This is a genomic window from Deinococcus sp. YIM 134068, from assembly GCF_036543075.1.
GTDB lineage: Bacteria > Deinococcota > Deinococci > Deinococcales > Deinococcaceae > Deinococcus > Deinococcus lichenicola.
In genome coordinates, this window is sequence record NZ_JAZHPF010000010.1 from 117,499 (window position 1) to 131,659 (window position 14,161).

The window sequence follows — 14,161 nt, forward strand, 5'->3', positions numbered from 1 at the left end:
CCGGACTGCGGGGACCCTGGAATGATGGCCCGCTTCCGCGTTTCTCACCTTCCCGTCAGTTTGGGCCGGTCAGGGTGCCCTCAGGTGGGTGTAGGTGGCCTCCCCCCCATCGCCCGGTGCGCCACAGCGGGGGCAAGGGCCTACACTGGGACTCCTATGAAGGCGATCATTCCCGCTGCGGGCCTGGGCACGCGCCTGCGCCCCCTGACCTTTACCCGCCCGAAGCCCGTGCTGCGTGTGGCGGGCCAGCCCATCATCCGCCACGCCATCCGCACCCTGGCCGACGCCGGAGTGACCGAGATCGGCGTGATCGTCTCGGAGGTCACGCGCGAGGAGATCAGGGACGCCCTGCGGAAGGTGGAGGGGGTGAACGTCACCCTGATCGACCAGCACCAGCAGCTCGGCCTGGGCCACGCCGTCATGATGGCGCGCGAGTGGGTCGGGCAGGACGATTTCTGCGTCTACCTCGGCGACAACCTCTTCGAGTTCGGGGCGCGGCCCTTCGTGGAGCGCTTCCGGCGGGAGCGGCCCACGGCCCTGATCGCCCTCGTGGAGGTGGCCGATCCCACCGCCTTCGGGGTGGCGGAGCTGAGCGGCGAGCGCATCACCCGGCTGGTGGAAAAGCCGAAGAATCCACCGAGCAACCTCGCGGTGGCGGGGCTGTACTGCTTCACGCCGCAGGTGTTCGAGGTGCTGGACGGCATGCCCCCCTCGGCGCGCGGCGAGTACGAGATCACCGACGCCATCCAGGGCCTGATCGAGCGCGGCGAGAACGTCCTGGGGCAGCGGGTGCAGGGTTGGTGGAAGGACACGGGCCGACCCCTCGACCTCCTCGACGCCAACCGGCTGCTCCTCGAACGCATCGAGCTGGACGTGCAGGGCACCGTCACCGACTCGCGGCTGACGGGCCGGGTGGTCGTCCCCGCCTCGGCCACGGTCACGCGCAGCAAGATCGTCGGGCCGGTGCTGCTGGGTGAGGGCGTGGTCATCGAGGACGCCTATATCGGCCCCTTCACGAGCATCGGGCGCGACAGCGTGATCCGCCACGCCGAGGTCGAACACAGCGTCGTGGACGCCGAGGCCCTGATCGAGTGCGTGAACACCCGATTGCAAGACTGCCTGATCGGCGTGCGCGCCCAGGTGCGCGGCGGGCGCAAGGTGCCCAGCACCCACAAGCTCACCCTCTCGGACGCGAGCGTGGTCGAACTGGCGTGACTGATCTGGGGCGGCTGCCGGGGAGATCGGGGAGGTCTATGCTCTGCACCTCCCCGCACACGGGACGACCGAATGAGGCCCTCCCGACGAAGTGAACCCTCCGTCCTGCGCCTTCCGGGAGCACCATGCCGAGCTGCGGGCGGGGGGGGGGCGCGAGTCCTCGGCCTGAGCACGCAGGACTCCGCCTATCAGCGTGAGTCGGTGGGGCGGCTCCACCTCCCCTTCCCTCTCCTGTCGGACGAGGGATTGGGCTTCACGCGGGCGCTGGGGCTGCTCACCTCCGGGGTGGACGGGCTGACGCTGCTGCGGCGGGTGACCCTGATCGTGCGGGACGGGGTGGCCGAACACGTCTTCTTCCCCGTCTTCCCGACCGACCGGAACGCGGCGGACGTGCTGGCGTAGCTGGGAATGCACCCGACCTGATTCTTCACTGACCGTGCCCGGTGTCCGGTGAGCGGCGGCGAACGGGCCTATCATGGGGGGATGAGCGACACGCCCCGCATTCACCTGGGTTCGCTGCTACGAACGTCCTCGGACGCGCACGCGGCGGGGAACCTCGATCACCTGAACTACGAGCAGGGCGCGGAGACGCAGACCCTGCGCTTCGTGCGCCCCGCCCCCTACCGCATGGATGTCAACTCGCTGGGCGGGGACGAGATGTACCTTCAGGGCAGCTTCTCCCCCGACATCGTGATGGAGTGCGCCCGCTGTCTGCGCGAGGTGGAGGTCCCGCTGCGGCTCAAGCTCGGCACCCTGCTGCGCTACGAGCCGTCGGTGGAGACCCCTTACCTGGAGGAGGCCGAGACGGGCGAGGAGGTGCTCGTCTTCGGCAACCCCGACCTCGACCTCAGCGCCTACCTCGCCGAGACGACGCTGCTGCAAGCGCCCCTGAGCGTCCTGCACGCCCCCGACTGCAAGGGGCTGTGTCAGGTCTGCGGCCATGACCTCAACGAGGGACCCTGCGAACACATGGCGCAGGTGCCGGTCGAGAAGATCGACGACCTGCTGGGCGCTCCAGAGGGGTCGGCCCACGTCTCACAGCATCCCTTCGCCGCCCTGCGCGACCTCAAGCTCCCGGAGGACTGAGGGTGACGGCAGAGGGCGGGGGGACACCGGAACTCACCCATTTCCGGGACGGCCTGCCGCGCATGGTGGATGTGACGAGCAAGGCGAGTACCGCACGCACCGCGACCGCCGAGGGCTGGGTGCGCCTGCCAGATGAGGCGCGGGCGGCGCTCGTGGCGGGCACGAACCCGAAGGGCGACCCCCTCACCGTCGCGCGGCTGGCGGGGCTGGCAGGCAGCAAACGCACCGCCGACCTGATCACGCTCTGCCACCCCATCCCCGTCACGGGTGCCGACGTGACCCTCACGCTGGAGGAGGCGGGCGTCCGCATCGTCGCCACCGTCCGCACCACTGCACCGACGGGCGTGGAGATGGAGGCCCTCACCGCCGTCACCGTCGCCGCCCTCAACGTCTACGACATGCTCAAGGCGGCGAGCAAGGCCGTCGAGATCACGGGCGTGCGCCTGCTGTCCAAGACGGGTGGCAAGAGTGGGGACTACCACGCGGCGGGGCGTCCGGTTCCGGTGGACATGGACGGTTGAGGACGTTCTCTCTTTCTTGATCCGGCAACCTTCCGGGTTCATCCGACGTAAAGGGAACGATGGACCGGGAGTGGCGCGACGAGCTGGACCTGCTGCACCGCGAGGCGGAGGGTGAACTGACCCCCGGCGAGCGCGCGCGGCTGGCCTTGCTGCTTCGTCAGACGGAGGTGGAGGACGCCGCCCGGCGGCTGGCCGGGGCCACGGACGCCCTGCGTTCTTTGGAGCGGCCCACCCTCCCGCGCAGTTGCGCCCGCCCGGTCGCAGAGGAGGTGGCGTGGAGCGCGCGGCTCCAGACCTCCTCCCCTCCCCCGGCCCCGCATGGGGTGGCCGCGTCTGTCGGGGCGGAGGTGGCCCTCGCCGCGCAGTTGGCCGCTACTCCAGCCCCTGCCCGGAGCGTCGCCGGGGAGGTGGTGGCCGCCATTCGGACCGCCGCCGCGCTGAGCGACCTTCCCCCGCTGGGGCGCAGTGTGGCCGCCGCCGTCGCCTCCGAGGTCGCGTGGTCGGCGCGGCTGGCCCGGCCTGCTCCTCTTCCGGCAACATCGCTGGCGAGTCATCTGGCCGGGCGCATCGCCGGGGAGACGGCGGTGGAACGTTCCCCCACGGTCGTCCCCAATTCCCCCGCCCACAATCCCGCGCCCCTCCTGCTCGTGTCGGGGCTGCTCGTGGGCCTGACGCTGCTCGCCGTGACGAGCGCGTGGCCGAACCTGGCAGCGGGGGCGACCGTGTTGCAGACGCTCGTGGCGCAGGTCTCGCCGCTGGCGGGGGTCGGGCTGGCGCTGCTGCTGGGAGTCAGCCTGCTCGTGACGTGGCGGCCCACGCCTACTACTCTGCGGCTGGGGACCGGGGCATTCGTGCTCTCCGCCGTGTTGACGCTGCCGCCGCTCTATGAGGCGTTCGGGCGCAGCGGCGTCACCGTCGGGCACGATCTCACGGTCAGCGGCCCGGTGCGCGGCAATGTCATCGCGGTCGGCGGGGACGTGACGCTCAGTCCCTCTGCGCGGGTGGACGGCGAGGTCATCACCCTGTTCGGGGACGTGCGGCGGCAGGAGGGCGCGCGGGTGACGGGCCGGGTCAACGCCCTGCTGGGCCGGGCACCGGGGGACACGGCAGCCATCCAGACAGCCCCCCCCTCCGGCCTGAGTGCCGCCACCGCCACCGCCTTCCGGCCCCTGCTGGGGTGGCTCGGCGGGGCGGCGTGGGGTCCCATCTTCCTGCTGCTGACGGGCGGGATGCTGCTGCTGCTCTTCGTGACGGGCGTGGCCCCCACCCTCGCGCGGCGGCAGCGACATGCGCCCGTGCGGACCCTCGCGCTCGGCGTGCTCGCCCTCGCCGTATTGATCGGCCCGGCGCTGGGGCTGGCACTCGTGGGGCTGCTCGTGCCCGCCCTGCTCGCCACCGCTTTCGCTCTCCTCACTCTGGCGACGGGCCTGAGCGTGAGCGCCTACGACGCGGGCCGCGCCCTCGCCTTCCGCCTGCGCCTGCCCCGACCCGACGCGCTGGGGGCGCTGCTGGGGCTGTGCGCCGTCGCCCTCAGCCTCGGCGTGCCGCCCCTGGCGCTGACCTTCGGCCTCGTGGGCGGCGCGTGGGGAGCGGGAACGCTCCTCCTCACCCGGACGGGCGAGGCACGCGAGGCCGCCGCGTAAGAGCAAGCGGAAGCAGACGACGCACAGGGCCGGAGCGGTGAGGCTCCGGCCCTTCTCGTGTCACAGGCGCTCAGTTCAGGATGCGCTTGAGGTGCAGGTAAATCTCGTACCAGTCCTGCTTGTCGCGGGGGCGCTTACCACGCAACTCGATGCGCGACAGGGTGCGAACCCAGTCGGGCGTGAGCTGCCCGCCCAGCGTCGGATCGGCCACGAGGTCGGCCAGTCCCTTCGGGAGCGCGCCCTCGGTGGAGTCGCCGTAGAACTCGACGCCCTCCAGCAGGTCGTGAACGGTGATCGCGTAGGCCCCCGCCAGCGTCTGGAGGGTCTCCAGGCTGGGGTTGGTGCGTCCGCGCTCCAGGTCGCTGAGGTACGGAACGCTGATCCCGGCGGTCTCGGCCACATCCTTGAGCCGCAGCCCGCGCTCACTCCGCAACTCGCGGAGTCGTTCGTGCAGTTTCATATCTTCACCTCCTCGGCTGCGGCGTCGCCTCACGTCCCAGTGTGGGAATGTGGAGCCGCCTGGGGGCGTCCGCTCTCTGTTCCGCGTTCGCCTGGAGGCAGAATCCGGCACCCTTGCTTCGGAGTGTAACACCGCTCCCCGGTACGGTCAATACAGAATCGGGGGGCGTCCTTCTTGCCTGCCCCGACGAACTCTGCTAATATCGTAATCAAAGGATGAATTAGTGTTTCAGACGAGACGCCTCACTCTAGCCGAAGATGAAAGACAGGAGGGCGACCTATGCGCGCACTGGAGACCATCGCCGAGAGCATTCGCGTCGGGTACGCCCACCCCACGACCGTTCTCAACACGCTCATCGAGGCCGAGAACGAGGGCGGGCTGGGGGCCGTGCGCCGGGTGGAGCGCCAGCTCGCGCTGGGCAACGTCGCCCTCCAGGAACGCGGCCACCCCCACCACGACCTCGCCCGGATGTGGCTGGGGGCGGCGCGGGCGTATCTGGTGACACAGGCGGAGCGGAAGCAGGCGGTGTAAGCGCAGGGCAGAAGGCAGATGGGAGAAGGCAGCTGGCCGGGGAAGCCTCTGCCTTCGCTCCTTGTGGCCTTCAGCCTTCCGCCTTCCGCCCGTAGATATCCTCGTACTTCTCGTGCAGGTAGGCGACGTAGGGATCGGCGGTGAGCGCCCGCCCCGTCGCCCGCTCGGTGATCTCGCCGGGAGTGAGGCTCCGTCCAGGCTGGTGGACGTTCTCGACGAGCCAGGCGAGCAGGGGGCCGTACTCGGCGCGGTCTATTCCGGCGGCGACTGCCTCGTTCCGGCGCGCGGCCTCCAGCAGTTGCACGCTCAGGAGGTTGCCCAGGGTGTAGGTCGGGAAGTAGCCGATCAGGCCCGCCGACCAGTGGATGTCCTGCAACACGCCCTGCGCGTCGTCGGGGGGGGTGAGGCCCAGGTCCTCCGCCATCTTGGCGTTCCACGCCTCCGGCAACTCGTGAACCTTCAGGGTGCCCTCCAGCAGCGCGAGTTCCAGCTCGAAGCGCAGCATGATGTGGAAGTTGTACGTCACCTCGTCGGCCTCCACCCGGATCAGGCTGGGCTGGACGCGGTTGACGGCGCGGTAGAGCGTCTCGGGGTCCTGGCCCGCCGTGACCTCGGGCGCGACCTCGGCGAGTTGCGGGAAGTACCGCCGCCAGAAGGGCCGCGAGCGGGCGAGCAGGTTCTCGAACATCCGCGACTGGCTCTCATGGACGCCGAGGCTGGCCCCCGCCGAGACGGGCGTGCGCTCCCAACGCGGCGCGACCCCCCGCTCGTACATGGCGTGCCCGGCCTCGTGCCAGGTGCCGAAGAGGCAGGCGGGCCAGTACGGCTCCACCCGCGTGGTCACGCGCACGTCGCTGCGGCTGAAGTTCGTCTGAAAGGGGTGCGCGCTCTCGTCCTGCCGGGCGAACTCGGGCTTCAACCCGAACGCCTCCCCCGCCACGCGCCACGCGAACGCCTTCTGCGCCTCCGGGGAGAAGGGGCGGGTCAGCACCCCGTAGTCCGCCGCGTCCCCCGCCGCCGCGACGCGGCGCACCAGCGGCAGCGTCCGCGTCCGCAGATCGGCAAAGACCGGGCGGACCTGCGAGGCCCGCATCCCCGGCTCGTACTCGTCCAGCAGGGCGTCGTAGGGGTGTTCCTCGTACCCGAGGAGGTCGGCCTGACGGCGGGCGAGGTCCAGCATCCTCTCCAGATGCGGGGCAAAGGTCGAAAAGCGGCTGTGTTCCCGCGCGTCGAGCCAGGCGTGGTGCGCCTCGTTGCGGGCGCGGGCGGTCTCCTCCACGAAGGCGGTGGGCAGCCGGGTGTCCTTCGCGTGGTCGCGGCGGGTGACGCGCACCACGGCGGCGTCCGTCTCGTCCTCCGGCGTGCCCACGGCGTCCAGCAACTCGGCGGTGCGCGCGTCCGTGAACAGCTCGTGCGCCAGCCCCTCCAGCGTCGCCATCTGAAGACCGCGCACGTGGGCGGCCTCCGGGGGCATCTGCGTCTCCTGGTCCCACGACATCAGCCCGGCGGCGGCGTTCAGGTCGCTGACCTGTCCGAGGCGGCGTCTCAGCTCGTCCATGCTCATGGGTGCAGCCTAGAGCATCGGGGGGGCGGCCAGCGGCCAGCTTCCAGCCGCCAGCAGAGCCGGAAAACGCTATTGCCAGCGTTCGCGCCCCTCGCCCACCTCCCCCAGTAGGAGAGGACGCACCTCCCCGATCAGGTACAAGCTTCCACACACGACCGCGAGGCCGCCGGGTGCCAGCAGCTCCAACGCGGTCTCTGGTGAGCTGGTGAGGCGTGTGGGCAGCCCGCCGAAGAAAGAGGCGAGTTGGGCAGGGTCAGCGGCGCGCGGGCTGAGGACGGCACGGGTGAGAATGACCTCGGAGGCAACCTCTCTCAAGGCCACCGCCACGCCCGTAAGGTCCTTGTCCGCTGCCGCGCCGAACACGACCGGAACGCCCTCCACCCCTAACCCGCGCAGGGCCGCCGCCAGCGCCCGCGCCCCGTCCGGGTTGTGCGCCCCGTCGAGCAGGACGCGCCCGCCCCGCCACGGCAACACCTCCAGGCGACCCGGCCAGCGCACACCCGCCGTTCCCATGCGGATGGCGCTCTCCCCCACCCCGAGCCGGTGGGCGGCGGCGGCGGCCAGCGCGGCGTTGCGCGCGCCATGTTCCCCCAACAGAGGCGTATTGAAGAACAGGTCCGCTCCCGGCAGCCCCACCCGCACCTCCCAGCCGTCCCAGCCCAGCGGCGCGGCCTCCAACATCACCTCCCGCCCCAACGCCCAGAGGTCGGCCTCCTGCGCCTCCAGCACGGGCAGGAGGTCGGACCCGACGCCAGTCACGGCGGGTCGCTCGGCGCGGAGGAGGCCCGCCTTCTCACCCGCGATGGCCTGGGGCGTGTCGCCCAGAATCTCGGTGTGATCCAGGCCGACGTTAGTAACGATGCTCAGCACCGGGTCGAGGACGTTCGTCGCGTCCAGCCGCCCGCCGAGGCCCACCTCCATCACCGCCGTCGTCACCCCAGCGCGGGCGAAGAGCAGGCAGCCCAGGGCCGTCACGATCTCGAAAAAGGACGCGCCCTCCGCCTCGGCGTGGGGACGGACTTCCTCCAGCGCCCTCAACACGACCTCCGGCGGCAACTCCCGGCCCGCCACCACGAACCGCTCGGAGAAGTGCGTCAGGTGCGGGCTGGTGAAGAGGCCTGTGCGCTCGCCCGCCGCCGTCAGGATGGAGGCAAGGGTCGCCGCCGTGCTGCCCTTCCCGTTCGTGCCGCCGACGAGAACTGACCGGAAGTTCTGTTGCGGGTCCCCCAGCCGGGCGAGAAGGGCGCGGACCCGCGACAGGCCGGGATGGACGCCGAAGCGTTGACGCGCGAAGAGCCAAGTCAGAGCGTCGGTCTCAGTCATGGGAGTGGCGGAACGTCAGGCGGTCGGCGTGAAATAGGCCTCCAGCGTCGGCACGATCTGCTTCTTGCGGCTGATGCGCCCGCCCAGGTCGGCAAGCCCCCCCGCCATCTCCACCCCGAACGCCTCGCGCAACACCTTCTCCTCGGTGGCGGAGAGCACCAACGTCCGGTTCGTCTCGTTCAGGATATCCACGACCGAGAGCAGCACGCCGTTCAGCCCGTCCTCGGCCCGCACCCGGTCCATCGCCGCGAGCAGTTCGGCCTGACGGCCCAGGACGTAGCCCGGATTGGTCGTCTCGATCACGCCCAGGCCCCACTGCTGCACGCTCTGGGGCCGCGTGGGATCGCCGAAGGGGAAGACCTTGTAATCCATCCTGAGCAGCGTCTCGGCGGGCGTGTCACCGAGGTCGCTCTTGGCGGCGAACATGGCGAGGGCATAGGCCTCCACATCCGCCACCTCCGCGACCGGGGCCAGGAACGCCACCGCCTCCCGGTCGTCGGGCGTGGTCGTCGGGCTGCGGAAGTGCAGCGTGTCGCTGAGGATAGCGCTCAGCATCAGCCGCGCGTCCGCCCGCTCGACGGGCAACCCGGCCTCGCGGTGCAGCTTAAGCAGGAGCGTGCCCGTGCTCCCCACCGGCTCGAAGCGCAGGTAGGGCGGCTGTGCGGTCGTCAGGTCGCCGAGCTTGTGGTGGTCCACCACCCGCATCACCGTCAGTTCGGTGAGGTTGGGCACCGACTGGGCGCTCTCGTTGTGGTCCACGAGGGCCACCGCCGCGCCCGCCTCCAGCGTTGGCAGAAGGTCCGGCACGTCTACCCCCGCCTCCCGCAGCACGAAGGGCGTCTCGAAATTCAGCTCGCCCAGGCGGTAGGCCCGCGCCTCCACGCCCTGCCGGGTGAGCAGCCGGGCGTAGACCAGGGCCGAGGTGATCGCGTCGGTATCGGGGTTGGTGTGTCCAAAAACAGCCAGCATGGCGAGATTGTACGGCCCGGAGGCAGGGCGACACAGGCAACAAAAAGAAGAGGCCCCGCAAGGGACCTCTTCTGCTGTGGTGAGAGGCTTAGAACTTGAAGGTGTAGCTGACCTTGAAGCCCTGAGCGATGGTCCGACCAGTGTTTGTGTAGGGGGTGGCACCCGTCGTGACCGTAGGGCGGAAGTCGTCGTGGTAGAACACGCCGTAGTTCGCGGACAGACCGTTCCAGTCGACCTGGGCGAACACACCCTGCGCGCGGCCACTGTTGGCACCGAAGTTGTCACCCGCGAAGGGGGTCGTGCCGCTGCTGAAGGGGCTGGCGTAGATGCGGTCGGAAGCGGCGCTGTAGGTCGCCGTGGCGGCGCTGGCGCTGCTGGCGACGAGCGAGCTGGCCACGTTGAAGCCCTGGTAGTAGGCGTAGCCGATGCTGGTCTTCAGGTTGGGCGCGAGGAACTGGTTGAAGGTGAGGCCCGTCTGCCCGAACAGCTCGGTGGTCGAGGTGCCCGCCACCTGCACCTGACGCCCTGCGTTCGTGATGCGGTTAGCGAAGTTGAGGAACGCGCTGGGCTGGAAGATTACGCCGTTCAGCGGCGCGGTGCTGAGCCTCACGCCGTACTTGACGGTGTTGTAGGTCGCTACCGTCTGCGCCGTCCCCGTGTCCGTCACCAGAGCATCGTTCGGCGTGACAAGCAGGTGGTAGCGGGCGAACGGCTCGACCCGCACGCCGAAGAACGTGCCCGTGTACCCGGCGTACGCCTGGAAGTCGTTGACCCCCAGCTCATCCTCGTAGAAGCGGGCGTAGGTGCCCGTGAAGCTCAGGCCCCGGATGAGCGCGTTGTCGACGGACCCGTTGTGCTGGAGCCGGGCACCGAACGTGCTGGAGAACGCGAAGGGCACGTCCGCCACGTTCATGTACGGGGTGGTGCTGTTGTACAGGAAGCCGTTGCCGCCGGGACCCTTGTAGTTCAGGTCGGCATGGATCACTTCGTCGCCCAAGCTCGCGCGGTTGAAGAAGCCCACGAGGCTCAGTGCGCCCAGGCGCGCCCCGGCGCTCACACCGAAGCTGGTGTTACGGCCCACCGTGGAGGTGGAGAGGTACGGGACGTAGCTGTCACCGAACGCCGCAAGCGCCACCGGCCCCAGCGTGGTGCCCACGCCCGCGCCAAAGCCCACCTGATCGGCGATGTACGGTGCGCTCGACTTGTAACCGTTCGCGCCCTGCCCATAGTAGTAGAGCGAATCGTTGCCGGACATGCCCGCGACACCGGCGGCGTAGTCCCCGTCGATGGCGCGGAAGTTCGCCGCCGCCCGCGCGATTCCAAAGTCCGCCCTGGCATCGGTGAAGAAGGCCTGATCACGGCCCTCGAAGGCGTTCTGGAAGGAACCGTTCGGACCCGTGACGAAGTTCGCCGCCGACTGCGGAATGCTGGCGACGTACGCGCCCGTCACGTTGAACGGAGCGTTGCCCTCCGCGTTACGCGTGCCGAAGCCCACGTTGTAGTCCAGGCCGAACGCGGTGCGGTTGCCGTCGTTCTGAGCAAAGGAGAGACCCACAGGACCCACGCCGAAGGGGTTGATCGTGGCACGCACGCCGTAGTACTGAGTGGAGAGGACGTTAGGCAGGACCACACCGGTGTTGGAGTCCACCCTATTGGTGCGCGCGTTGCCCGCCACGACCGTGAAGACGGGGGCGAGCGCCACCTCGTTCGGGTTCGTCGCGACGTTGATCACCACGCCACGCTTCTGAATGGCCTCCTCGGTGTCGTTGTCGTTGGCGAACAGGTAATCGTTGAACTTGAACTTGCTGTTGTACGCCTCGTAGCGCACGTCGAACCTGTTGCCCGCGATGGCACCGTCGGCGCTCGCGCTGCCCAGGGTCACGAGCACGTCGCCCCCGAAGTTGCCAGGGCCAGCGCCGAACTCGTTGTTGACGCCGAAGTTGACCGCCGCGTTGTTCACGACGACCAGGCCGTTGGCCGTGATGAGGTTGCTCGCGCGGATGCCGAAGTCGATGCCGCTGTCACCCGTGAACGGCCCTATGGTGGTGTCGACGCAGCTCACCGCGTTGCCGGAGGCCGCGTACCGGCCATCCGGGCAGTTCACGCCGCTGGTGAACACGCCGTCCGCGAAGGTCTGGCGGGTCAGGCGGTCCACATCGAAGTTCGTGCTCCCGCTCGTGAGGCTCAGGTCGCCGTACTGCGCGTTGATCGTGCCGCTCACCGTGAAGCGGGGCGCGTTCTCCAGCGTGGTGACGCGGGTGTCGATGGTGCCAACCCGCCCGGCGAGGTTGTCGAAGTCCGCGCGCTGCACGAAGTCGGCCTGAGCGCTCTCGACGGCGCTCACCCGGTCCTGAAGGTTCAGGATGTCCTGGTTGAGCAGCACGGTCAGGTCGTTCAGCGCCGCGATGCTGCTGGCGTTGTCGTCGATGTCCGCGCGCAGGGCGTCGTAGTCGTCGGCGCGGGCCGTCAGCTCGGCGATCTGCGTCTGAAGCTGCGTGATGGCGGCGGCGTCACCGCTGGCGGCGGCGAGTTCCTCCACGCGCGCCTCCAGGCGGGAGAAGTCGTCGCGGTTGACGGCATTCTCCTCCAGGTCGCTGACCCGCACGCCCAGGGCGGTGAGGTCGGCGGCGAGTTCCTGAATGGCGTTCTGGAGGGAGGTCAGCGTTTCGGGGCTGAGGGTGGAGGTGTCGGTCTGACCGGTGCGGACCTGATCGAGGAGGCGGGCGAGAATGACGGCGGCCTCGTAGCGGGTGAGGTTCTGGGCACCACGGTAGGTGCCGTCGGGGTAGCCCAGGATGATGCCCTGGCTCACCAAACGGTCGATGGCGTCCTTCGCCCAGTGCCCGGCGGGCACGTCCGTCAGGGTCGGCACCTGGGTGGGTGCCGGGGCCGCAGCCGGAGTAGCGGCGGGCGTGGCCGGAGTGGCCGGGGCCGCCGGGGTGGTCGTCTGCGCGGCGGCGAAGCCGAACGACAGCGCGGCGGTGAGAACGAACAAGCTCTTTTTCATACAACCCCCAAAGACAAACGCGCGTCCGAAGCACTTCCGGCACTGGAGTAGACGATGGGGCGAGTTGCCGAGTTTCCTCTCCCGGAGCAGCATCACCTTCCGCACCCTTCCGCGCAACCTGACCTTCCACCACCTGAGGTGTTCTGGAATCGTCAGATCAGTCGGATGATACAAGCGTGAAGAACAGTGGGTCAACCCTGAGAACACGGTAAACTCGTCTTCCTAAAGCAATTCCCATGCTTTCTGACTCAAGCATGAAGGCCCCTTCAGTTTCTGGGAGGCGCGCGGCGACAGGAGGACAAATGACCCCTACACAGGCAAGAGGTCCCCCTCCATGAATGATGGAGAGAAGTGAAGTCCTTGAACTCCTCTGAACTATCGTCAGAATTTGGTGAGAGGAGCTGAGACCGACGGCCTCGAATGCGGGGCGACTCCCCGACCCACAGGTCGATTGTGCTACGTCCCCTCACTCCTTAAAGAGGAGAGGGTGAGAACTTGCTCGAACCACGCGGGAATGTTCTGGCGAAAGTACCGCTCCCCCCAGGTACGGGACCACTCCCTGAATGTGCCCTGCGAGATGGCCGCGCGGGCACGCTCGACCAGACGGTGAAGGTACCGTAGGTTGTGGAGCGAGAGCATCCGGGGAGCGAGCAGTTCCTCGGCCCGCACGAGATGGGCGAGGTAGGCACGGGTGTAGTGGCGACAGGCGTAACAGTCGCACTCGGCATCCAGCGGCTCCAACTGGGTGCGGACGGCGCTCGAGTTCAAGTTCAGTCGCCCATCGTCCGTGAGGGCGTAGCCGAAGCGGCCCGTGCGGGTGGGATACACGCAGTCGAACATGTCAATCCCTAGCGCGATGCCCGCCACGAGGTCCTCGGGGTGGCCGACGCCCATCAGGTAACGTGGCTTGTGCCCGGGCAGCCTCGCCGCCGTCAGGGCGACCGCCGGAAACATCTCCTCCTTCGACTCGCCCACGGCCAGCCCGCCGATAGCGAAGCCTGGGGTATCGAATGGTAGGGTCAACTCCAGGCTCAACGCCCGCAAATCCTCGTGAACACCACCCTGAACGATGGCGAAGAGGGCCTGATCCTCACGGCTCTTCGCGATCTGGCAGCGTTCCAACCAGCGAACGGTGCGCTCCAGGCTGCGGCGGATGTACTCCCGGTCCGCCGGGTAGGGGGGGCATTCGTCAAACGCCATGATCACGTCCGCCCCCAGCGCCTCTTGCACGGCGATGCTCCGCTCCGGCGTGAGGCTCACGGCGCTCCCGTCCACATGACTTTTAAAGGTGACACCCTCCTCCGTGATCTTTCGCATATGCCCCAGGCTCATGACCTGAAAGCCGCCGGAATCCGTCAAGAAGGGACCTGGGTAGGCGGTGAAGCCGGGCAGTCCTCCATGCGCCTCCACCAGCCGCTCACCGGGCCGCAGCATGAGGTGATAGGTATTGGACAAGATCATTTGGGAGCCGATGTCAGTCAACTCCTGAGGACTGATCCCTTTGACCGTTCCCTGAGTTCCTACCGGCATGAACATCGGCGTCTCGACGGTTCCGTGCGGCGTGGTGAAGGTTGCCACTCGCGCCCGACCGTCCCGGTGCCGGATGCTGAATTCAAACATCCGGGCATTCTGCCTCAAGAAGCACCCCAAGAGCCAGGATTCGGAATGGGACATATCAAAACAAAAAAGCCCCCACCCTGGATCGAGGGCAGGGGGGATGGAGCGGGAGACGAGATTCGAACTCGCGACATCTACCTTGGCAAGGTAGTGCTCTACCAGCTGAGCTACTCCCGCGTCGTTCAGAGCAAGAACGGATCGGAACCGCTTTCGATCCTGAGGCCA

Annotated in this window: 12 protein-coding genes and 1 tRNA gene; 6 read left to right on the forward strand and 7 right to left on the reverse strand. The window is 68.6% G+C overall.

Annotation, left to right across the window (positions count from 1 at the left end):
• The first annotated feature begins 156 nt into the window (after positions 1–156).
• From V3W47_RS11640 to V3W47_RS11660, 5 genes are all read left to right on the forward strand, one after another.
• Complete coding sequence (locus V3W47_RS11640; protein ID WP_331825375.1) at positions 157–1,215, forward strand: glucose-1-phosphate thymidylyltransferase; 1,059 nt, start codon at positions 157–159, stop codon at positions 1,213–1,215.
• Between the two features lie 201 nt (positions 1,216–1,416).
• On the forward strand, positions 1,417–1,617 hold the full coding sequence (locus V3W47_RS11645) for a redoxin family protein (RefSeq protein WP_331825376.1): 201 nt from the start codon (positions 1,417–1,419) through the stop codon (positions 1,615–1,617).
• A gap of 81 nt (positions 1,618–1,698) precedes the next feature.
• Positions 1,699–2,301 (forward strand): DUF177 domain-containing protein, encoded by a 603-nt coding sequence (locus V3W47_RS11650; protein ID WP_331825377.1) that lies wholly within the window; start codon positions 1,699–1,701, stop codon positions 2,299–2,301.
• A 2-nt stretch (positions 2,302–2,303) separates the two neighbouring features.
• Complete coding sequence (moaC, locus tag V3W47_RS11655; RefSeq protein ID WP_331825378.1) at positions 2,304–2,822, forward strand: cyclic pyranopterin monophosphate synthase MoaC; 519 nt, start codon at positions 2,304–2,306, stop codon at positions 2,820–2,822.
• Positions 2,823–2,881: 59 nt separating this feature from the next.
• Complete coding sequence (locus V3W47_RS11660) at positions 2,882–4,465, forward strand: polymer-forming cytoskeletal protein (RefSeq protein WP_331825379.1); 1,584 nt, start codon at positions 2,882–2,884, stop codon at positions 4,463–4,465.
• 70 nt (positions 4,466–4,535) lie between these two features.
• Here the strand turns inward: V3W47_RS11660 and V3W47_RS11665 are convergent, their stop codons facing one another.
• Complete coding sequence (locus V3W47_RS11665) at positions 4,536–4,925, reverse strand: helix-turn-helix domain-containing protein (RefSeq protein WP_331825380.1); 390 nt, start codon at positions 4,923–4,925, stop codon at positions 4,536–4,538.
• A gap of 279 nt (positions 4,926–5,204) precedes the next feature.
• Between V3W47_RS11665 and V3W47_RS11670 the strand changes: the two genes are divergently transcribed.
• Complete coding sequence (locus V3W47_RS11670; protein WP_331825381.1) at positions 5,205–5,456, forward strand: hypothetical protein; 252 nt, start codon at positions 5,205–5,207, stop codon at positions 5,454–5,456.
• 70 nt (positions 5,457–5,526) lie between these two features.
• Here the strand turns inward: V3W47_RS11670 and V3W47_RS11675 are convergent, their stop codons facing one another.
• From V3W47_RS11675 to V3W47_RS11700, 6 genes are all read right to left on the reverse strand, one after another.
• Positions 5,527–7,020 (reverse strand): carboxypeptidase M32, encoded by a 1,494-nt coding sequence (locus tag V3W47_RS11675; protein WP_331825382.1) that lies wholly within the window; start codon positions 7,018–7,020, stop codon positions 5,527–5,529.
• 69 nt (positions 7,021–7,089) lie between these two features.
• Positions 7,090–8,343, reverse strand: a complete 1,254-nt coding sequence (locus V3W47_RS11680) for a bifunctional folylpolyglutamate synthase/dihydrofolate synthase (protein WP_331825383.1) — start codon at positions 8,341–8,343, stop codon at positions 7,090–7,092.
• Between the two features lie 15 nt (positions 8,344–8,358).
• The gene (locus V3W47_RS11685; RefSeq protein WP_331825384.1) at positions 8,359–9,312 is read right to left on the reverse strand and encodes a manganese-dependent inorganic pyrophosphatase; all 954 of its coding nucleotides are present in this window, start codon (positions 9,310–9,312) and stop codon (positions 8,359–8,361) included.
• Between the two features lie 88 nt (positions 9,313–9,400).
• Positions 9,401–12,319 carry an S-layer homology domain-containing protein gene (locus V3W47_RS11690; RefSeq protein WP_331825385.1) on the reverse strand — a complete coding sequence of 973 codons (2,919 nt, stop codon included), beginning with the start codon at positions 12,317–12,319 and terminating at the stop codon, positions 9,401–9,403.
• 456 nt (positions 12,320–12,775) lie between these two features.
• Positions 12,776–13,939: a tRNA guanosine(34) transglycosylase Tgt gene (gene tgt, locus V3W47_RS11695; protein ID WP_331825386.1), complete on the reverse strand. Its 1,164-nt coding sequence runs from the start codon at positions 13,937–13,939 to the stop codon at positions 12,776–12,778.
• Positions 13,940–14,037: 98 nt separating this feature from the next.
• Positions 14,038–14,113: transfer RNA gene (locus V3W47_RS11700), tRNA-Gly, on the reverse strand.
• Positions 14,114–14,161 lie beyond the last annotated feature (48 nt).